Raw genomic sequence first — 21,027 nt, 5'->3', positions numbered from 1 at the left:
ATAAATATCATAGTTACCCTTTAATTTTTTGAATAGGGTGGTACACTTTGCTCATTAACTTCTGCACGCTAAAAAAGTGCACAAAAAAATTGAAGTGATTCTCCAAGTCCTAAGTAGCTGGTCCGAGTATCCTAATATATAATTAGGAGGCTTTAGCACGAAGATGTTGGCGAACACAAAGGTCTCGCCTCAGAATGCTAAAGTCGAGAATCTATATCATTTTTGGCAATCCCAAAATGGCATCCTCCTTTGTATCGCAAACGTTTCATGCAATAGTCTCAATTGAGAATAATTATTGTAGGAGACGCCATGTCTAATATTGAATCTATCTTAACCGAAACACGCCTTTTTCAACCATCAGATACTGTTAAGCAAAACGCAGCCATTAGTGAAGAAAAATTGGCTGAAATGTACGCTAAAGCAAATGATGATCATGTTGGTTTTTGGTCTGATTTGGCTAGAGAAAAGCTGGTTTGGACTAAACCTTTCACCATTGGCTTAGATGAATCTAACGCCCCACATTACAAATGGTTTTCTGACGGTGAGCTAAACGTTTCATATAACTGTATTGATCGCCACTTAGAAAATAAGAGCGATAAAGCTGCGATTATTTTTGAAGGTGATCAAGGTGATATAGAACGCTACTCATATAAAGAACTTCACGATCAAGTTTGTCGTTTTGCGAATACTTTGACTGCTCAAGGTGTCAAGCAAGGCGATCGCGTTATTATCTATATGCCAATGATTCCACAAGCGGTAATTGCGATGCAAGCCTGTGCTCGTATAGGCGCAATTCATTCAGTTGTGTTTGGTGGCTTTTCATCTGAGGCTTTACGTGACCGTATAGAAAATGCTCAAGCCAAGCTTGTTATTACGACTAACGGTAGTCGCCGTGGTGGTAAAACCATACCTCTTAAAGGTGCGGTTGATGATGCCTTAGCTAAGGGTTGTGATCATGTTAAAAAAGTCATTGTTTATCGTAGAACTGACGATGTTGTTCATATGGAAGAAGGGCGTGATATAGATTGGATGGAAGCTGAAGCTGGTATGAGTAACTATCATGATCCAGTTCCTGTGAATGCTGAACACCCTCTATTTTTATTGTATACATCTGGTTCAACAGGTATGCCTAAAGGTGTACAACATAGTTCTGGTGGATATTTATTAAATGCCCATTTAACCAATGAGTGGATGTTTGATTTAAATGATGATGATGTCTTTTGGTGTACGGCGGATGTAGGCTGGATTACAGGGCATTCATACGTCGCTTATGGACCTCTTTCTGTTGGTGCAACTATTGTTATGTTTGAAGGCGTGCCAACTTATCCTGACGCAGGTCGTTTTTGGCAAGTTTGCCAAGACCATGGTGTTACGGTTTTTTATACAGCTCCAACAGCGATTCGTGCCTTAATGAAATTTGGTGCAGATCTACCAAATCAATATAACTTATCTAAATTGCGTTTATTGGGAACAGTGGGTGAGCCAATCAATCCAGAAGCGTGGATGTGGTATCACGATGTTATTGGTCGTGGCGAATGCCCAATTATTGATACATGGTGGCAAACTGAAACAGGCGCACATATGATCGCTCCATTCCCAGTAACGCCACTTAAACCTGGTTCATGTACTCGACCACTGCCAGGTATTGATGCCGCTATCTTAGATGAAGAAGGCAATGAACTTGGTAAAGGGCAAGGTGGACTTTTAGTGATTAAAAAGCCTTGGCCATCAATGATTCGTAATATTTGGGGTGATGATGAGCGTTATAAAAACACCTATTTCCCATTAGATGGCGTGCCTTATTATGTAGTAGGCGATAGTGCTTACCAAGATGATGACGGTTATTTCTGGATTCTTGGACGTGTTGATGATGTTTTAAACGTATCTGGCCACCGTTTAGGAACGATGGAAATTGAATCTGCTTTAGTTTCTCATGCCTTAGTGGCTGAGGCCGCTATTGTTGGTCGTCCTCACGATATTAAAGGTGAAGCGGTAGCCGCATTTGTGGTATTGAATGTCGATACGCCAAAAGGTGAGGCTCGTACTACATTAATTGCAGAATTACGTGAGCATGTAGGTAAAGAGATTGGACCGATTGCTAAACCTGATGACATTCGATTTGGTTCCAACTTACCAAAAACACGTTCGGGTAAAATTATGCGACGTCTTTTAAGAACAATCGCAAAAGGCGAAGAGATTACTCAAGACACTTCTACTTTAGAAGATCCAAGCATATTGGATCAATTTCAAAAAAAGAAATAATCTAAAAATATCTAGTTAAGTCTTAATTGGATATATGAATATTAACCAGTTTTTTGGGGAAACCCGAATTTGTCTGCCTTGTTTTAGGTGTTAAACAAGGCGGATTGTTTTTTAACACCTATTTGAAACCTCTATACGGGATCATAAATAACTTTAAAAGGTTAAAATTTTACTGTTTTTGTTTTAAGCCTCAAATAGTAAAACTTGTTCACTTTTTTCCTATGTTTATGGTTCATATAAAGGTCTCTATTTAGTTTTTAACTAAGTCAAAATAAAAATAAAAATAAAAATAAGGATTGTCGTTAGACAATTTAGTTTATTAATGAGGAGGAACTTTGTGAATAATAAAGTTAAATATTCGGCCGTATTATTGGCTATTTTCACAGTATTGTATTTTGGTGTTGCACTTATGGTGAGTGCAAGTTTTCAAGATCTTGCTGCGACAGTTGTAGGTGGAATGCCTATAGCAATTTGGGGAGGGTTATTGGTCATCATTAGTGGTGTAATCATTACTCGCTTGTATTTGAAGAAAATGAATGCTGAGGAAAATGAATAATGGAAAATCTTGTTGCTCTAGTTATCGTTGTACTTGGTATAGGTCTATCGATTTGGATTAGTTTTTATCACCGTGCTTCAACAGGAAGTACAGCAAACTTTTACGTTGCTGGTGGAGGTATTTCACCTCGTGTAAATGGTCTAGCTATGCTAGGTGATTATGCTTCAGCTGCCAGTTTTTTAGGTGTGGCTGGTGCCGTTGCACTTCAAGGTGTTGACGGTTGGTGGCTTGCCATTGGTTTCTTTGCTGCGTGGGTTGTTGTTTTATTAACGATTGCAAGCCCTCTTAAAAATGTTGGTAAATTTACGGCGGCTGATGTTTTGAATGCACGCTTTACTGAGCATTCAAAAAAGATTCGTACCGTTGCAATGGTTTCAACATTAGTGCTTTGTGTTATGTACTTAGTTCCGCAAATTGTGGGAGCAGGTTACCTATTTGGACTACTTCTTGGTTGGGATTATCTGCCAACAGTATTGGTTACAGGTTCTTTAATGGCCTTGTTTGTAATCATTGGTGGTATGAAAGGGACTTCGTATAACCAAGCTATTCAGGGGTCAATTCTTTTTGGCGCAATGCTGTTTCTACTTGTATTCGGTGTAGTGCATCTGTTTGGAGGTAATCCAGGAGGTGTTATTACAGCGGCTGAAACTATGGTTCCAGTAAAATTAGCGGCATCGAATGCTGAAGCAGTAGTCGCTGCAACAGCAGCATCTAGCCCAGGCGCAGCTGTTGATGCAGTACGTGCATTGATGACTGATGCTCCATCAGCCGTTACCCCAGGTGTTGGTCTGCGTGACTTTGCTAACCAAGCTTCTCTTGTTATTGCCTTGTTCCTTGGTGTATTAGGGTTGCCACACATCTTAATCAAGTTCTATACAGTATCAAACGCTTCTGATGCTCGTAAGTCAGCTGAGATTACTATTTGGGGCTTAGCCGTATTCTATACAGCAATCTTCTTTGTTGGTTTAATTGCAATGTACGCTCTATATCCTGAGTTAATCAAAATGATTGCAAGCGGCGAAGTTGGTAAAGCGAAGAACATGACAATGCCTATGCTTGGTGACATGCTGGGTGGTCAGGTCCTAATGGGTGTGATTGCAGCAGGCGCGATGGCAGCAATGTTAAGTACGTCAGCTGGTCTATTGATTTCAGCAACATCTTCTTTGTCTCACGACCTTTATAAAGGTGTTATTAATCCTAACTCAACGGATGAGCAAGAACTTAGATTTGCTAAAATTGGTGCTTTCTTCCTTGCGGTCGTTGCAATAGCAATGTCTGTATGGTTAAAAGAAGAAAACGTAGCCATGCTTGTAGGTATGTGTTTTGGTATTGCGGCTTCAACTTTTGCTCCGGTATTAGTATTGGCCGTTTGGTGGAAAGGTTTAACAAGCCAAGCCGTTATTTGGGGTATGGTAGCAGGTCTAGTATTCTCTTTATTGTTCACGTTCTCTAAGTTCTTTGGACTGAAAACGATGTTAGGTTTAGATGTATTAGTTAACCCAGCACTTTACTCTGTTCCAGTAGCAATTCTTGTGACTGTTGTTGTTAGTATGATGACTAGCGACCGCGGTAATACAGAAGAGTTTATGGCGAAAGCACACGGAAAATAATTTAGATTATTACGTGTTATAAAAAGGGGGCTTTTAGCCCCTTTTTTTATGTTCTTAATTAATGTTTAATATCATTTTTTGTCCTGTTTTTTATTACATACCTGTATTTTCAGAGTATTATTAACGTAATGAAAATGAATGGTTATTAAACATATGGCAGTTACCCAGCAGCGAGATTTTCTTGCACAAATCCCTCCGTTTGATCATCTTGAAGAAACATTATTAAATGAGCTCGCCGATAGTATGAATGTGGTTTATTTACCGCACAAGACGGTGATTAAATTTAAGGACGCTTTAGATAAGAATTTTCTCTATATTTTAATTAAAGGAAAGGTGGCAGAAATTAAGGGTGACGAGGTTACCTCTCGCTATAGTGTGCGTGGTTTTTTTGGTGATACTGATATTTTGTCTGAGGCAGAGCGTACCACTCATTATGAAGTGCAAGAAGAGGCTATTGCTTATAAGTTACCAGCAACCCTTTTTTTAAAGGCCTTTGAGCACAGTCACGATTTTGCTCACTTTTTTAACTCTTCAATTGTTGAAAAATTAAACCGTATTCATGAAGCTGTTCAATCGGCTACCTCAACAGAGGTGATGATGGATACGGTTTGTTCTGCACCTTTACAGCCTTATGTTTCGCTTTCTTATGAGTCTACTTTGCATCATGCCGCTCAACGAATGGTAGAACACCGAACTGATGCTTGCATTGTTGAGTTTAATGATTCAGAAATCGGAATAGTCACTTCTACAGATATATTAAAGCTTCTAGCAAAGAATGAACCAGATTTAGCCTCTTTAACACTCGGTAAGTTAGCAAATAAGCCCGTTCAAACAGTGCATGAGTTTGATTATTTGTTTAATGCTTTATTAAAGATGACCCGCTTTCAGATTGATCGATTGGTTGTCCGAGGAGATAAAGGGTATCGAGGGTTTTTACATCAAAAAGATTTAATGAGTTTGTTTGCAAATCAATCGGGTTTAGTTTTATTAAAGGTTGAGCAAGCACAGTCTGTTGCTGATTTAGTGGTGCTTGGAGAGCAGATTGATGGATTAATCGGAAATCTTAATCGTAAGGGAATTAAAACTCACTATATTGCCAAGCTTGTTAACGAATTGCACCGTAAGATGATTTACAAGCTTGTTGAGTTTTTATTGCCAACGCATTTGGTTAATAAGGTTTGTATATTTGTTATGGGTAGTGAAGGCCGCTCTGAACAAGTGATTCGTACAGATCAAGATAATGCACTTCTTTATTCTGATGAACTGACTGATAGTGAACGTTTTGAGTTGCAAGAATTTGCATCAAAATTTATAAAAACGTTGCAAGACATGGGGTTTCCTCCATGTCCTGGAAATATTATGCTTTCCAATCAAGATTGGCGTATGAGTCAATCTGACTTTATGCTTAAAGTTGCACATTGGTTTGCAAATCCTTCTGATGAAAACTTTATGCATGCCGCTATTTTGTTTGATGCTGAAGCCGTATTTGGTCAGAAAGAGTGGCTAAAAGAGCTTAAAGAATCTTTACAAAACGAGAAAGAACGTTATTCAAACTTTTTACGACATTTTGCCGTGCCGGTATTAAGGTTTAAAACACCAATAGGTTTTTTAGGAGGCCTGGTAGCAGATTCTGAAGCTGGTCATGAAGTTATTGATATTAAAAAAGGCGGAATTTTTAGTATTGTGCATGGTGTACGTTGCTATGCATTGGAGACGGGTATTTCAAAAACCAATACTCATTGGCGTATAAAAGCACTTATGGATGCAGGCGTGTTTGAAAAAGAGTTTGGTATTGAATTGGGTGAAACCCTTAATTTTTTAAATACCTTAAGGCTTGAATCTATGCTTAATCAGCTCGCTAATGGTTGTGACATACCTGACAATAAAATTCGTTTATCTGATCTTAGTCATATGCAGCAAGGGTTGCTTAAACAAAGTTTTGGTGTAGTAGATGAATTTAAAAAACGAATTAGTCATCATTTTGCACTTGATGGTTCGTTGTAATGTTAGAAGATATAAAAGCTTGGTTAAAAGGTTCTCGGTTAAATACTCTTAAACGTCAACTAAAAGAGCCTTATTATCAATACTTATTTGATGTAAAGCCGGGCGTGTTTGTCTGTTTTGATTGTGAAACGACGGGTTTGAATAGAAAAAAAGATCGAATCATCACGCTGAGTGCAATAAAGATTATTGAAAATGAAATTCAAACAAGTCAAAGCTTAAACCTTGTGATTAAGCAAGAAGATGATATTTCGGCAGAAAGTATAGAGATTCATCAAATTCGTAATATGGATGTTGAAAATAGTGAAGCTCTTTATGTTAATGAGTATGACGCTATTAAGGTGTTTTTAGAGTTTATTCGGGGTGCGACACTGGTTGGATATTATCTTGAGTTTGATATTGCCATGGTAAATAGAGTGATAAAACCACACTTAGGCATTGGGCTTCCCAACCCTCAAATAGAAGTTTCGGGTATGTATTATGAATATGCAATGCAAAAATATAAACGCTCATGTATTGAGCCTAATATTGATCTTTCATTTGATGTTATTCTTAAAAGCCTAGATATTCCTAATATAGGACAGCACGATGCATTTAGTGATGCATTGATGACATCATTAATTTTTGTTAAATTACAACAGGATAGAGAAAAATATCTGGCATAGTTTAGTCAATTAGACATTAAAGAATCAATAAAAATTCATGTTTAAGTATTTGACAATTAAACAAAAATGGTTATAATTCTCGCAGATTTTTTAAAAAGTTTTATCGAGGGTCGCTTAAATAGGTTAAGCGGCGGTTCGAATTTTAAAAAACCCCGTTTTTACGGGGTTTTTTGTTATTTAAACTTCAGAATACTTGGAATTAGTAATAAGTGACAATTGAAGAAAAGATAGAAAACGCGTTAAAACCAACGGTTGAATCAATGGGATTTAATTGGTGGGGTATGGAATACATGCCCGCCGGCCGACACACGTTATTACGCATATTTATAGAAAAATCAGATGGCACGGTCAACTCTGATGAAACCTATGCAGTATGCAAACAAATTAGTGCGATTTTAGATGTAGAAGACGTAATTAGCAGTGAATTTCGCTTAGAGGTTTCATCGCCAGGTATGGATCGTCTGTTATTTACACCTGATCAATATAAACGCTATGAAGGCCAAGAGGTGCAAGTTCGTAGTAGTGTATCGATTTTAGGTAGAAAGCGTTTTAAAGGCCCTATGGTTAAGGTCACTGAATCAGGTATTGAACTAGAAGTTGATGGTGAACTTTATGAAGTTCCTTTTGATTTAATCGATAAAGCAAATGTGGTTCCGCAATTTTAGAGACCACTTTAAACCCAAATTTTAAAGCAGTTTTAATCCCCAGTTTTGAAGTATTAAACAGAATTAGAGCGAGACAGAAATGAGTAAAGAAGTATTAGCCGTTGTTGAAATTATGGCCAATGAAAAAGGTGTTGATAAAGAAATCATCTTTGATGCCATTGAAACCGCATTAGCAACCGCAACACGTAGAAGTTACGACGACGAAATGGATGTTCGCGTTACCATCGATCGTCATACCGGTGACTATGAAACATTCCGTCGTTGGGAAGTGATTGAAGATGCCACAGCAATTGAAGATAATGTTGGTTGGTATATCCGCGAAATGGATGCGGTTGATGAAGATCCAAATATTGAAATTGGTGAGTATATTGAAGAGCCAATGGAATCGATTGATTTTGGTCGTATAGGTGCACAAACTGCCAAACAAGTGATTATTCAAAAGGTTCGTGAAGCTGAACGCAAGAAAGTCGTAGAAAATTACGAGAAACGTGTTGGCGAGATTTTAACAGGCCAGGTAAAACGTATTGATCGTGGTGATGTCATTCTTGATATGGGCGACAATGTTGATGCAGTGATTATGCGTAACCAGTTAATTGGTCGCGAAAACTTCCGTATTGGTGATCGTGTTCGCGGTTACTTACAAGAAGTTTCTTTCCGCCCTCGTGGCCCACAATTATTTATGTCTCGAGCTTGTAAAGAGATGTTAATTGAATTGTTCAAAATTGAAGTGCCAGAAATTGCCGATGATTTAATTGATATTATGAGCGCCGCTCGTGATGTTGGTTTCCGTGCAAAAATCGCAGTACGTGCTAATGACCCACGTTTAGATCCAATTGGTGCTTGTGTTGGTATGCGTGGTGGACGTGTTCAGGCCGTGACTAATGAATTGGCTGGTGAAAGAATTGATATTATTCTTTGGGATCCAAACGATGCACAATTTGTTATTAACGCCATGGCACCTGCAGAAGTTACTTCAATCATGGTTGATGAAGATAGACATACTATGGATTTAGCGGTTGAAGATGAACAGCTTTCTCAAGCGATTGGTAAAAATGGACAAAATATTCGTCTTGCCAGTGAGTTGACGGGTTGGGAACTTAACGTTATGACCCAAACAAATATGGCCGAAAAGCACGAAACAGAATCTAAAGACCAAATAGACGTTTTTGTTACGGCACTTGATATTGACGAAGATTTTGCCGAGGTGTTGGTTGCTGAAGGCTTTACAACCGTTGAAGAAGTGGCTTATGTACCAGCAACAGAAATGCTTGAAATTGATGGCTTTGACGAAGACCTGGTTGGTGAGTTAAAGCAACGTGCTAAAGATGCTTTATTAACACAAGCATTGGTTGCAGAAGAAAAAACAGCCTTAGCCGAGCCCGCTGAAGATTTACTGGCTCTAGAAGGTATGACAGAAGAAATGGCTATTCAATTAGCTAAAAACGGTGTGATCACACAAGAAGATTTAGCAGAACTCGGTACTGATGAGCTACTGGAATATGTAGAGATGAATGAGACTGCTGCTGGTGAACTTATTCTTAAAGCGCGCGCACCATGGTTTGAATAATAAAAAGGAAGAGTTTCGATGGCCGAAGTATCAATAAAACAATTTTCAGAGACGCTTAACCTTTCTGTTGAAAAACTAATTGCACAATTAAATGAATCAGGTGTTAAAGGTAAAAAACAGTCTGATAATTTATCAGAAGAAGAGAAGCGTACATTACTAAACTATTTAAAAAGCCTACATGGTGATGCATCTGAAGATGCACCTGCAAAGGTAACACTGCGTCGTAAACAAACGCTAAACCTTTCAGCGGGTTCTGGCAGTGGTAAACGCACCGTAAATGTTGAAGTTCGTAAAAAACGCACTTACGTTAAAAAACCAGAACAGGTTGAAGAACCTGTTGTTGAAGAGCCTATCGTTGAAGAAGTGGTTGAAACGGCTCCAATTGTAGAAGAAAAAGTAGAAGAAACGGTTGTACAAGAAGTTGTTCAACCTGTTGAATCTAAATCAAGCAAAAAAGAACCTGAACAAAAAGAAGTTTTGGATCAAGAGACCATTGCTAAGATTGCTCCAGTTCCGCCAAAAGAAGATCATTCTAAAGCGACTAAAAAAGCCAAAGATCAAAAACATCACGAAACCCGTAAGGCAAATGATGGTGTAGATGGTCCAAAAGGTAAAGGTAAAAAAACCAATAACCGCTCAAATGCATTCCCAAATCGTCGTGGAAAAGGGCGTAAAGGTCAAGTTGATAAGCGCAATGTTGCTCAAGCAGATAATGAGCATGGTTTCCAAAAACCTACTGAACCTGTTATTCGTGAAGTTAAAGTACCTGAAAGTATTACACTTGCCGCTTTAGCAGAACAAATGTCTGTTAAAACAGGTGAAGTCATTAAGTTTATGATGATGGAACTTGGCACTATGGCCACCATTAACCAAATTCTTGATCAAGAAACAGCCATGTTGATTGTTGAAGAAATGGGGCATAAAGCCGTAGCTTTCAATGAAGTAACGATTGAAGATGAAGTTGTAAACCAAGAATATCATGGTGAAACGGTTCACCGTTCACCGGTTGTTACCATTATGGGTCACGTTGACCATGGTAAAACTTCATTACTTGATTACATTCGTAAAGCAAAAGTTGCTAGCGGAGAAGCGGGTGGTATTACACAGCACATAGGTGCTTACCATGTAGATACTGACACTGGTGGTGTTACCTTTATTGATACTCCTGGTCACGCGGCCTTTACAGCAATGCGTGCTCGTGGTGCAGATGTTACGGATGTGGTTGTTATTGTTGTGGCCGCTGATGATGGTGTTATGCCACAAACAAAAGAAGCCATTCAACACGCAAAAGCTTCTGGTGTTGGGATTGTTGTAGCGGTTAACAAAATGGATAAAGAAGCGGCTAATATGGACCGTGTTATGCAAGAGTTAGCGGCCGAAGAAGTGATTCCAGAGTCATGGGGTGGTGACACTCAGTTTGTACCAGTATCAGCAAAAACAGGTTTAGGGATTGATGAGCTTTTAGATGCCATCTCTTTACAATCTGAAATGCTAGAACTTGAAGCGCCTACAGAAGGGCACGCTAAAGGTGTTGTTATTGAATCACGTCTTGATAAAGGTCGTGGGCCAGTTGCAACCGTATTGATTCAGTCAGGTACTCTAAGAAAAGGTGATATTGCACTTTGTGGAATGGAATACGGACGTGTACGTGCCTTAATCAGTGATTCAGGTGAATCTATTTTAGAAGCTGGGCCTTCAATTCCAGTTGAAATTTTAGGTCTTTCTAGTGTCCCAGTTGCTGGTGATGAAATGATTACGGTTGAAAACGAACGTAAAGCTCGTGAAGCCGCCTCTTTCCGCCAAGGTAAGTTTAAAGAACTTAAAATTGCACGTCAGCAGAAGTCTAAGTTGGATAATATGTTCAACAAAATGGCAGAAGGTGATGTTCAAAACGTTAATATTATTCTTAAAGCTGACGTACAAGGTTCTATTCAAGCCATTTCAGATGCGCTGACTAAGCTTTCTACAGATGAGATTAAAGTGGTTATTGTCTCTTCTGGTGTGGGTGGTATTTCAGAAACGGATGCTAACTTAGCCATTGCTTCTGATGCATTAATCTTTGGTTTCAACGTACGTGCAGATGCGTCTGCAAAACGTATTATTGATAACGAAGGTATTGGCCTTAAATATTACAGCGTAATCTATGAAATTGTAGATGAAGTGAAACGTGCAATTGAAGGTAAAATGGCACCTGAATTCCGTGAAGATATTGTTGGTATTGCGGATGTTCGTGAAGTCTTTAAAGCACCTAAAATTGGTCTTATCGCTGGTTGTATGGTGACAGAAGGTTCTGTTAAACGTAATAACCCAATTCGTGTATTACGTGAAAACGTGGTTATTTACGAAGGTGTACTTGAATCACTTCGTCGCTTTAAAGATGACGTACCAGAAGTTCAAAAAGGTATTGAGTGTGGTATTGGCGTTAAAGATTACAACGATGTTAAAGCCGGTGACCAAATTGAGTGTTACCAACGCGTAGAAGTAAAACGTACTTTAGATTAATACCGCGTTTTGTTTATTAAGACCTTTAAATACAATTTACCAGGCCTGGTAAATTGCATTTAAACCTTAAAATTGATCACTCAAACTGCCTCAATGGGATAATCAAATGATTTACCATTGGGGCTTTTTGATTTTAATGAGACTTTTATGTATCTTAAATGAGCAATAAGTCTTCAAGAGTAAAGAGATTATGAGTAATCAAACGGTGAGTAGACCAACCAGAGTCGCTCAAGAAATTAGAAGAACGATTGCACAACTAATTGTGCAAGAAGTTAAAGACCCACGTTTTCAAAATATGAGCATTACGGATTGTAAAATCAGTAAAGATTTAAGTGTTGCCAAAATTCACTTTGCCCTAATGGGGTTTAATGAAAATGATCCAGAAGTGGCGGATGCTTTAGCGGCTTTAGAAAAAGCTCAAGGTTTTTTTCGTTCAGAGATAGGCAAACGCTTACGTTTACGCATTGTGCCGCATATTCGATTTTACTATGACAGTATTCCAGAACATGCGCAGCATATGGAAGAGCTTATTAATAAGGCTTTAAATTCATAAATGTCTGAACAGATTCAACCCAAAAAGGCTAAAAGACCACAAATTAAAAGAGCGCCTAAACGTGTTGTAAACGGTATTGTTTTATTAAACAAACCCGTTGGTGATTCATCCAATGGCATTCTTCAAAAAGTGATTCGTGCTTTTAACGCCAAAAAAGGCGGCCATACAGGCGCTTTAGATCCATTTGCTACGGGGCTTTTGCCTATTTGTTTAGGTGAAGCCACTAAGGTTTCTGGTTTGCTTTTAGAATCAGATAAACGCTATACCGCTACGCTTAAACTGGGTCAACAAACCGATACTGGCGATACAGAAGGTGAGGTTATTAACACCTTACCGGTACCTAAATTAACGCAAGAATTAATCGAATCCGTTTTACGTCAATTTGAAGGTGATATTGAACAAATTCCACCGATGTATTCAGCGTTAAAACATCAAGGTAAGCCGCTCTATTTTTATGCACGTCAAGGCATTGAAATAGATCGGCCAGCTCGCCCGGTTAAAATTTTAAATTTGAGTTTGGTTTCATTTACAGACAATCAAATTGTATTTGATGTGCATTGTTCTAAAGGAACTTACGTTAGAACCTTAGGTGAAGACATTGCCAAAGCGTTAGGTACAGTAGGGCATTTAATTGCCTTACATCGTACACAAACAGGCAGTTTGCTAGGTGAAAACATGTTAACCCTAGAAGAAATTGAAACGCAGCTTGATGCTTGTGTTCAACCTTTAGATATTGCCATACAACATTTGCAACGTATTGATTTAACCCATGAACAAGCGGATTTAATACGTCACGGCGGTAAGTTAGAGTTTGCGCAACCACAAACCGATTTAGTGCGTTTTTATGAAAATGATATTTGTATTGCAGTAGGTGAATGGCAAGCGGATAAACAGTTGCTTAAACCAAAACGAGTGTTTAATTTACCCGAAAGTGTGGCAGGATAATGGTCTTTCAAAAAGCCGATGGCATAATCGATTTACGTTCTTTTGAAGACTATAAACTCAATCATCTAAAAGGCGCTACCTGGCTAAGTTGGCAAAATCTTCCAGAAAGCCTAAATGCCTTGCCTGCTGCGCCAGCTAAGCTTTATTTGGTTGGAGACAAAGAAGAAATTGAAGCCGCCAGTATATTTTTAGACAGTAAAGGGTATTTGGTTTGTGGATCTTTAGTGATTCAATCAAATCAAGCCATGCAAGATTGGTCAAGTAATTTACCAGGCCTGGTAAAATCAGGTTCAGATTCTAAAATACTTTGGTCGCCCAGTGGTTTAGTAAGCCATTTTGTTGATCTATTGAATCAATCACAGCTTTCTTTTAACTTAGAAGAAGGTGCTCGTCCAACCGTATTAGATATTGGTTGTGGCGGAGGGCGTGACGCTATATTCTTGGCTAAGAACCGTATGAATGTGACCGCTATAGATAATGAATCTAAAGTGCTTAAACGCTCCAAAGCTTTAGCCAATTTATCTGGTGCAAATGTAAAGTTTAAATGTTGTGATATCAAAAAAGCAGGCTGTTTACCTGAACAACAATTTGATTTAATTACGATGGTACGTTTTTTAAATCGTGAAACGTTTAATTATATTAAACAAGCTATAAAACCGGGTGGTTTTGTGCTGTTTCAAACCTTTACCGAAGGGGTTGAAAAGTTTGGCTCACCAAAGAACCCAAACTTTATTTTAAAGCATGGTGAGTTAGCGCATTTTTTTGCGGGATTTACTATAATAATTGATAAAGTAGAAACGATAGATGATGGACGACCTGTCGCATCATTTTTGGCTCAAAATAAAGTATAAAATAAAAAATAAAATGATTTGTATTCCAGTGGTGTTTAGCACTGATACAAAAATCACTTTAGGTTACATAAGGAGAATAAATTTATGATTTCAATGTCAGCAAAAGATCTTTTCACTTTTTTCCAAGAGAACGCTATTTGCGAATCTCTAACAAAACAAGATGTAGAAAAGTTAACGCATTACTTGATTGAAAAAGATTACGCTGGTGGCGACATGATTTTAGATCGTGGTGACGTAGGTGATTTTTTAGCGATTATTGTTAGCGGTAATGTAGAGTTTATAAGCTTTAAAGGTCAAGGGCCAGCCCCTGTTGGTAGACAAGGAGAAGGCAGTCTTATTGGTGAGATGTCTTTCTTTGACAGAAAACCACGTGAATTACGTATGGAAGCAAGTAAAAAAGGCGTTAAGTTACTTGAATTAACCCGTCCAATGTATGACCGTATTAAAGTAGAAGAACCCTATATTGTTGTAAATATTTTAGAAAACGCAATTGTGAGTTTAGATATCCTGGTGCGCAATATGAGTAACGATATTTCGGCGTTAGGAAGTTATATGAAAGGGTTTGGCAAACAATAAAAATTTATTGGTTTATTTGCTCCTAAGGTCGTCCATTTCTTTGTTAGTCGGCAGTCACTTACTATTCGTAAGCTCCTTTCTCCTGCCTCGAACTGAACAGCCTTAGGAATAAATAAACTCAATAAATTTATCGGTTATTTCGGCTTTAAATACTGCCATCTCTGCGTTGTTCGTTCGTCACCTACTATATGTAGGCTCCTTACTCACGCCTTGATCTGACATTATTTAAAACTGAACTAACTCGAAAATTAAGTTTATATCATTTAAATTTCTTTGTTAGTCGTTAGTCACTTACTATTCGTAAGCTTCTATTTCATTATAAAGAACACTTCGTGACTTCGTGGTTCATTAAAAATAAATGATAAATTGTTGTATTCTGGTGAAAAATCAGTAAAATACGCGAATTCGTCCCTATCATCGGTTGTGGAGACGATTTTTTATTAAGACCGATCCAATGGAGTAAACATTATGTTTAACGCAGAAGTTAAAGCTAAAATCGTTGCTGAATACGCAACAAAAGAAGGTGATACTGGTTCACCTGAAGTTCAAGTTGCACTTTTAACTGCACGTATCAAATACCTTACTGAGCACTTTAAAACTCACAAGCAAGACAACCATTCTCGTACTGGTCTTCTTCGTCTTGTTAGTCGTCGTCGTAAGCTTTTAGACTACGTTCATAAGAAAGATGGTGAAAGATACCTAGCTCTTATCAAGCGTCTTGGTCTACGTAAATAATTTATTATTTACTGGTTCAAAAGCTCAAAAAGGCCCCGCAATGCGGGGTTTTTTTATGTCTAAAATTTGTTATTCTGTTTGCTCTGTGTTTTTGCTTAAACTTACGTAAAAAACTGCTTGTTTAGTTTTAAATCCTTTACGTTTAAGAGTAGAATGAATCCACTTTATTTTTTGCAAAATAGATTGGCTGTAACCCGATAGCCTGAATCCCTAATAGAATGCACGGTAGTCATTTCATTAGGGATTCAGGTTTCAGACAACAAAAAGTATGCAGAAATAAGTTTGAACCCAATGAATGATTTAAAAGGACAAAAGATGGCCAAAATTACTAAGACTTTCCAGTATGGAAAACACCAAGTTACGATAGAAACTGGAGAGATTGCTCGCCAAGCAGACGGTGCCGTTATGATTGGTATGGGAGACACGCGTGTATTAGTTACAGCAGTGGCTGCTAAATCCGCTAAAGCAGGGCAAGATTTTTTCCCTTTAACGGTTAATTATCAAGAAAAAGCCTATGCGGCAGGTAAAATTCCTGGTGGCTTTTTAAAACGTGAAGGTCGTCCTTCTGAAAAAGAAACCTTAACGTCTCGTTTAATTGACCGTCCTATTCGTCCTTTATTTCCTAAAGGGTTTTTAAATGAAGTTCAAATTATTGCCACGGTTGTTTCTCTTGACCCAGAAGTAGGAACTGAAGTTGCCGCTATGTTAGGAACATCAGCGGCTTTAGCCATTTCTGGTATTCCTTTTGACGGACCTATTGGTGCGGCAATCGTTGGTTACAGCAATGACGAATATTTGCTAAACCCTAGCCTGGAAGAGCTTGTTACTTCTGATTTAGAATTAAGTGTTGCGGGTACTAAAGACGCGGTATTAATGGTTGAATCTGAAGCGGCTGAACTTCCTGAAGATGTAATGTTAGGCGCGGTGATGTTTGGTCATCAACAAATGCAAGTGGCCATTGATGCGATTGCTGAATTTGCTGAACAAGCTGGTAAACCACGTTGGGATTGGCAAGCGCCAGAGGTGAATGTAGAACTAAAAGAGGCCGTATTCGGTTTAATTCGTTCTGATGTAGAAGCCGCTTATTCTATTGCCGATAAAATGGACCGTTATGCGGCATTAGATGCTGCAAAAGCCAAAGCCATGGACGCTTTAGCAATTTCTGAAACCAATGAAAATGGTTTTAATGATAAAGAGATTGAAGGCATGTTTGGTAAGGTGCAAAAAGACATCGTTCGTGGCCGTGTTATTGCTGGTGAACCTCGTATTGATGGCCGTGATACTCAAACCGTTCGTGCGATTAATTGCCAAGTAGGCGTGTTGCCACAAGTGCATGGTTCTGCATTATTTACCCGTGGTGAAACTCAAGCCTTAGTGGTAACAACTTTAGGAACAGAGCGTGACGCTAAGATTGTGGATGATTTAACAGGTTCTTATCACGATCGTTTTATGTTGCATTATAACTTTCCTCCATTCTCGGTAGGTGAATGTGGTCGTACAGGTAGTCCAGGTCGCCGTGAAATTGGTCACGGAATGTTGGCTCGTCGTGGTGTTGCGGCTTTATTACCAACAGCAGAAGAGTTTCCATATACCATTCGTGTGGTTTCAGAAATTACCGAATCTAACGGTTCATCTTCAATGGCGTCAGTTTGTGGTACTTCAATGTCATTAATGCATGCTGGTGTGCCAATTGCAGCGCCAATTGCCGGTATTGCGATGGGTTTAATTAAAGAAGAGAGCGGCTTTGCTGTGCTTTCTGATATTTTAGGTGATGAAGATCATCTTGGTGATATGGACTTTAAAGTAGCGGGTACAGATCAAGGTATTACCGCTCTTCAAATGGACATTAAAATCACAGGGATTACTGAAGAAATTATGCAAATTGCTTTAGATCAAGCTAAAGCAGGGCGTATGCATATTTTAGGTGAAATGGCTAAAGCGATTAGTGTTTCAAATGAATCTGTTGGCGCTACGGCTCCTCGTTTCTTTATGGTTAAAGTTAAGCCTGAGAAAGTACGTGAAATTATTGGTAAAGGTGGTGCAACCATTCGTGCTCTAACAGAAGAGACAGGTTGTACCATTGAAATTGATGACGACGGTAATGTGAAAATTGCAGCAAAAGATGATGAGTCAGCTAATGTGGCTAAAGCACGAATTGCTGAAATTACCGCTGAACCAGAAATTGGTAAAACGTACGATGCGGTAGTTAAGAAAATCGTTGATTTTGGTGCTTTTGTTGCCTATATGCCAGGTCGTGAAGGATTAGTTCATGTTTCTCAAATTGCTGAAGAGCGTGTAGAAGACGTGAATAAATATTTAACTGAAGGCCAAGAAATTAAAGTGAAATTAACGGATATTGATAAGCAAGGTCGTGTAAAACTTTCTATGACCGCTGTTGAACAATAATCTTAATTTTATTGTCAGTTTATAGATAGAAAAGGCCGCCGTATGGTGGCCTTTTTTTGTTTATAATCAATGAAATTATAAAACTTCACAAAAAACGTTACACAAAAACGGAAACTGTATGAGCAATAAAACTATCCAAACGGCACCAAAAAGCCACCCCGCATTTGAATTTAAAGGTGAGCATGAAATTGACTCTCTAAACTTAACCATTCAGCATTTTGAGCATAAAGTAACAGGTGCTGCACATTATCATTTGGCGGCTGATGATCCGCAAAATGTGTTTTTGGTTGGTTTAAGAACGGTACCTATGGATTCAACGGGTGTGGCGCACATTTTGGAACACACTACATTATGCGGAAGTGAAAAGTACCCGGTTCGCGATCCATTCTTTATGATGATTCGCCGTTCGTTAAATACGTTTATGAATGCATTTACCTCAAGTGATTGGACGGCTTATCCATTTGCAACAGAAAACCGTAAAGATTTTCAAAACCTTCTGCAAGTCTATATGGATGCCGTGTTTTTTCCGAATTTAGATGCTTTAGATTTTGCCCAAGAAGGGCATCATTTTGAATTTGAAGAGATGGATAATCCAAATTCACCCTTAACCTATAAAGGTGTGGTTTTTAATGAAATGAAAGGGGCAATGAGTTCGCCTGTTTCAACACTTTGGCAGGCTTTTTCTGCTGAGTTGTATCCAACAAGCACATACCACTACAACAGTGGCGGTGAGCCAGAAGATATTCCAGATTTAACGCATCAACAGTTACTCGATTTCCACAAACTGCATTATCATCCTTCAAATTCGGTATTTATGACTTATGGTGATATTTCTGCTTTGGAACATCAAACGCAGTTTCAAGACCTTGCTTTAGCACGTTTTAAAGATACGGTGCCTCAAGTGCATGTTGGTTTAGAGCCGCGTTATTCTGAACCTAAAGAGGTTGAAGCTAGTTACGCGCTGGATGAAGAAGATGTTACTAATAAAACACATATTGTTTTAGGTTGGCTGTTAGGTCAAAACAAAGATCCATTGCAAGTATTGCGTGGTCATTTATTGGCGGCGGTTTTATTAGATAACAGTGCTTCACCACTGCGTAAAGTGCTAGAAGAAACGGATTTAGCTAATGCACCATCACCACTTTGTGGTTTTGAAGAATCTAATAAAGAAATGGCGTTTGTAGTAGGTGTTCAAGGCTCTGAACCAGAACACGCGCAAGCGATTGAAGATTTAATATTGACTGAATTACAACGCATTGCCAATGAAGGCGTTGAGCAATCTCAAGTAGAAGCGATGTTGCATCAATTAGAGTTGTCGCAACGTGAAGTGGGTGGTGATAGCTATCCTTACGGATTACAGCTTATTTTACATTCATTAGCAGGTGCTTTACACGATGGTGACCCAATTGCATTGTTAGATACCGATTCTGCACTTAAACAACTTGAAGATGAAGTAAAGTCGCCTGACTTTATACCAGGCCTGGTAAAAAAATTATTGTTAAACAATATGCATCGTGTACGTTTAACCATGAAACCAGATACGGAACTTTCGGCACAAAAAGAAAAAGCAGAAAAAGCTAAGTTAGCAGCGATTCAAGCTAAGTTAACCGAAGCAGAAAAACAAGCTATTGTTGATCAAGCTTTGGCATTAGATGAACGTCAATCGCAAGAAGATGATCCAAGTATTTTGCCTGAAGTAACCAAGGATGATATTCCTGCAGAAATTAAAGAATATCCTGCACAAACCTCGCAAGTGGCTAATATGTCGGTTAAGAGTTATCAGTGTGGAACCAATGGTTTAACCTATGAACAGTTGATTATTGATTTGCCGCAGTTAACTGAACAAGAGCAAGCCATAATGCCGCTCTTTAATAGTTGTTTAACCGAGGTGGGTACAGCTAAAAGAGATTACATTGAAATGCAATCTTACCAAGCAGAAGTTACTGGTAGCATTTCGGCACGTTCGAGCATTCATTCTAAATTGGGTGAGCCAAATGGTTGTCATAGTCACTTTATTTTGTCTTCCAAAGCCTTAAACCGTAACCAATTACCTATGGCAGAGTTACTCAATGAAACCTTAAATGAAGCACGTTTTGATGAAACGGCTCGTTTAAAAGATTTAGTCTCGCAAATTAGAGCTTCAGTTGATCAAGGTATTACAGGTAACGGGCACGGTCTAGCGATGATGGCTGCAGTACAAAACTTTACACCTGCGGCTAAATGGAAATTTGAACGTTCGGGTTTTAAAGGTATTCAGTACATTAAGCAATTACATAAAGAGCTTCAAGATTCAGACGATGCCATGCAATCGCTTAGTAATGGCTTAAGTTCTATTCAATCCAAAATCAAGCAGTCGCCTAAACAAGCTTTAGTTGTCAGTGATGAAACAGGAATGGATACAGCTCTATCAACCATGCAAACGGCTTGGGCAGATTCTCAAGCACTAAATACAGATATTGCAGGTTTTGAATTCAGCGCTAACCAACAACCTATTAACCAAGCCTGGGTAACCAGTACACAAGTCAATTTTTGTGCTTTAGCTTATCCTGCGGTAATGTCAGACCATGAAGATGCCGCTAAATTATCAGTGTTGGGTGCGTGTTTACGCAATGGCTTCTTACATTCAACCATTCGTGAAAAGGGTGGTGCTTATGGTGGCGGTGCATCTTATAACGCAGAAGCGGCGGCATTTGTATTTTACTCATACCGTGACCCACGTTTATTAGAAACCTATGCCGATTTTAAACGCGCTAAAGATTGGTTAATGAGTTCAGAAGCCACACAAGCTAAAGTGGATGAAGCGATTTTAAACGTCATTAGCTCAATGGATAAACCAGGATCACCAGCCGGTGAAATGAAAAAGGCCTTTTATCAAGAGTTATACGGTCGTACGCATGATATTCGTATGGCATATCGTGAAGGGGTTATTTCTACCACCATTGATGATTTACGCGTTATGGCAGATAAATATCTAACCAATGACAAAACGTCATCAGTGGTATTAACAAACACGGGTGGTGCAGAATCATTAGCGGATACTGAGTTTGAAATTATTACGCTTTAATGTAGTTAATGTAAATTTGGTTAATGTAAATTGAATTGATTTTAATTCTGTTATTTTTAATTACGTTAT

Annotated in this window: 15 protein-coding genes; all 15 read left to right on the top strand. The window is 38.6% G+C overall.

Annotation, left to right across the window (positions count from 1 at the left end):
* The first annotated feature begins 309 nt into the window (after positions 1–309).
* The 15 genes from acs (at position 310) to ACYQ0E_RS07590 (ending at position 20,958) form a co-directional block, all read left to right on the top strand.
* Positions 310–2,262 (top strand): acetate--CoA ligase, encoded by a 1,953-nt coding sequence (acs, locus tag ACYQ0E_RS07660; RefSeq protein WP_460187647.1) that lies wholly within the window; start codon positions 310–312, stop codon positions 2,260–2,262.
* A gap of 337 nt (positions 2,263–2,599) precedes the next feature.
* Positions 2,600–2,818 (top strand): DUF485 domain-containing protein, encoded by a 219-nt coding sequence (locus ACYQ0E_RS07655; RefSeq protein WP_460187646.1) that lies wholly within the window; start codon positions 2,600–2,602, stop codon positions 2,816–2,818.
* Positions 2,818–4,428 carry a sodium/solute symporter gene (locus ACYQ0E_RS07650; protein ID WP_460187645.1) on the top strand — a complete coding sequence of 537 codons (1,611 nt, stop codon included), beginning with the start codon at positions 2,818–2,820 and terminating at the stop codon, positions 4,426–4,428. Before ACYQ0E_RS07655 ends, ACYQ0E_RS07650 begins: the two co-directional genes overlap by 1 nt.
* 153 nt (positions 4,429–4,581) lie before the next feature.
* Positions 4,582–6,432 (top strand): putative nucleotidyltransferase substrate binding domain-containing protein, encoded by a 1,851-nt coding sequence (locus tag ACYQ0E_RS07645; protein ID WP_460187644.1) that lies wholly within the window; start codon positions 4,582–4,584, stop codon positions 6,430–6,432.
* The gene (locus tag ACYQ0E_RS07640) at positions 6,432–7,094 is read left to right on the top strand and encodes a 3'-5' exonuclease (protein ID WP_460187643.1); all 663 of its coding nucleotides are present in this window, start codon (positions 6,432–6,434) and stop codon (positions 7,092–7,094) included. Before ACYQ0E_RS07645 ends, ACYQ0E_RS07640 begins: the two co-directional genes overlap by 1 nt.
* Positions 7,095–7,303: 209 nt before the next feature.
* Positions 7,304–7,759 carry a ribosome maturation factor RimP gene (gene rimP, locus ACYQ0E_RS07635; RefSeq protein WP_460187642.1) on the top strand — a complete coding sequence of 152 codons (456 nt, stop codon included), beginning with the start codon at positions 7,304–7,306 and terminating at the stop codon, positions 7,757–7,759.
* Between the two features lie 79 nt (positions 7,760–7,838).
* The gene (nusA, locus tag ACYQ0E_RS07630; RefSeq protein ID WP_460187641.1) at positions 7,839–9,326 is read left to right on the top strand and encodes a transcription termination factor NusA; all 1,488 of its coding nucleotides are present in this window, start codon (positions 7,839–7,841) and stop codon (positions 9,324–9,326) included.
* Positions 9,327–9,344: 18 nt separating this feature from the next.
* Positions 9,345–11,828, top strand: coding sequence for a translation initiation factor IF-2 (gene infB, locus ACYQ0E_RS07625; RefSeq protein WP_460187640.1), 2,484 nt, complete (start codon positions 9,345–9,347; stop codon positions 11,826–11,828).
* A 190-nt stretch (positions 11,829–12,018) separates the two neighbouring features.
* On the top strand, positions 12,019–12,381 hold the full coding sequence (gene rbfA / locus ACYQ0E_RS07620) for a 30S ribosome-binding factor RbfA (protein WP_460187639.1): 363 nt from the start codon (positions 12,019–12,021) through the stop codon (positions 12,379–12,381).
* Positions 12,382–13,326 (top strand): tRNA pseudouridine(55) synthase TruB, encoded by a 945-nt coding sequence (gene truB / locus ACYQ0E_RS07615; protein WP_460187638.1) that lies wholly within the window; start codon positions 12,382–12,384, stop codon positions 13,324–13,326.
* Positions 13,326–14,177 (top strand): methyltransferase domain-containing protein, encoded by an 852-nt coding sequence (locus ACYQ0E_RS07610; protein WP_460187637.1) that lies wholly within the window; start codon positions 13,326–13,328, stop codon positions 14,175–14,177. The genes truB and ACYQ0E_RS07610 overlap by 1 nt, the downstream gene beginning before the upstream one ends.
* 84 nt (positions 14,178–14,261) lie before the next feature.
* On the top strand, positions 14,262–14,753 hold the full coding sequence (locus ACYQ0E_RS07605) for a cyclic nucleotide-binding domain-containing protein (protein ID WP_460187636.1): 492 nt from the start codon (positions 14,262–14,264) through the stop codon (positions 14,751–14,753).
* Between the two features lie 468 nt (positions 14,754–15,221).
* Positions 15,222–15,488, top strand: a complete 267-nt coding sequence (gene rpsO / locus ACYQ0E_RS07600) for a 30S ribosomal protein S15 (RefSeq protein ID WP_040725184.1) — start codon at positions 15,222–15,224, stop codon at positions 15,486–15,488.
* A gap of 315 nt (positions 15,489–15,803) precedes the next feature.
* A complete protein-coding gene (pnp, locus tag ACYQ0E_RS07595) occupies positions 15,804–17,894 on the top strand; it encodes a polyribonucleotide nucleotidyltransferase (RefSeq protein WP_460188705.1) in 2,091 nt (696 codons plus the stop codon).
* Between the two features lie 118 nt (positions 17,895–18,012).
* Positions 18,013–20,958: an insulinase family protein gene (locus ACYQ0E_RS07590; RefSeq protein WP_460187635.1), complete on the top strand. Its 2,946-nt coding sequence runs from the start codon at positions 18,013–18,015 to the stop codon at positions 20,956–20,958.
* Positions 20,959–21,027: the final 69 nt, after the last annotated feature.

This window comes from Thiomicrorhabdus hydrogeniphila (assembly GCF_054656895.1).
The sequence above is the reverse complement of the archived record's forward strand: the minus strand, read 5'-3'. Positions and strand labels throughout refer to the sequence as shown.